The organism is Providencia sp. UF-183 (assembly GCF_058246155.1).
The window spans coordinates 1-230 of record NZ_JBSICD010000131.1; the positions used below are offsets into that span (position 1 = coordinate 1).

Sequence of the window (230 nt, forward strand, 5' to 3'; positions counted from 1 at the left end):
CTACTTACCTGTACGTGATCATCTCCTTTGATTAATCCTGCTAGATAATAACTTAATTGTGATTTTTTAACTAATTTATTCTTCATTCTTATATTATATTATTTTTTTTTAACTATAATTCCCCTAAATACAACCGACCGGAATCGAACCGATATACTCTGTGTGTAAAACAGTTATCCTACCATTAAATGACAGTCGCGAATGATTACCTCCTATACCTAGATTTATAT

General features: G+C 30.0%; 1 tRNA gene. It reads right to left on the reverse strand.

From position 1 onward, the window contains the following. Nucleotides 1-128: 128 nt before the first annotated feature. A tRNA-Val gene (locus tag AC4IFT_RS22645) sits at nucleotides 129-199 on the reverse strand. Nucleotides 200-230: the final 31 nt, after the last annotated feature.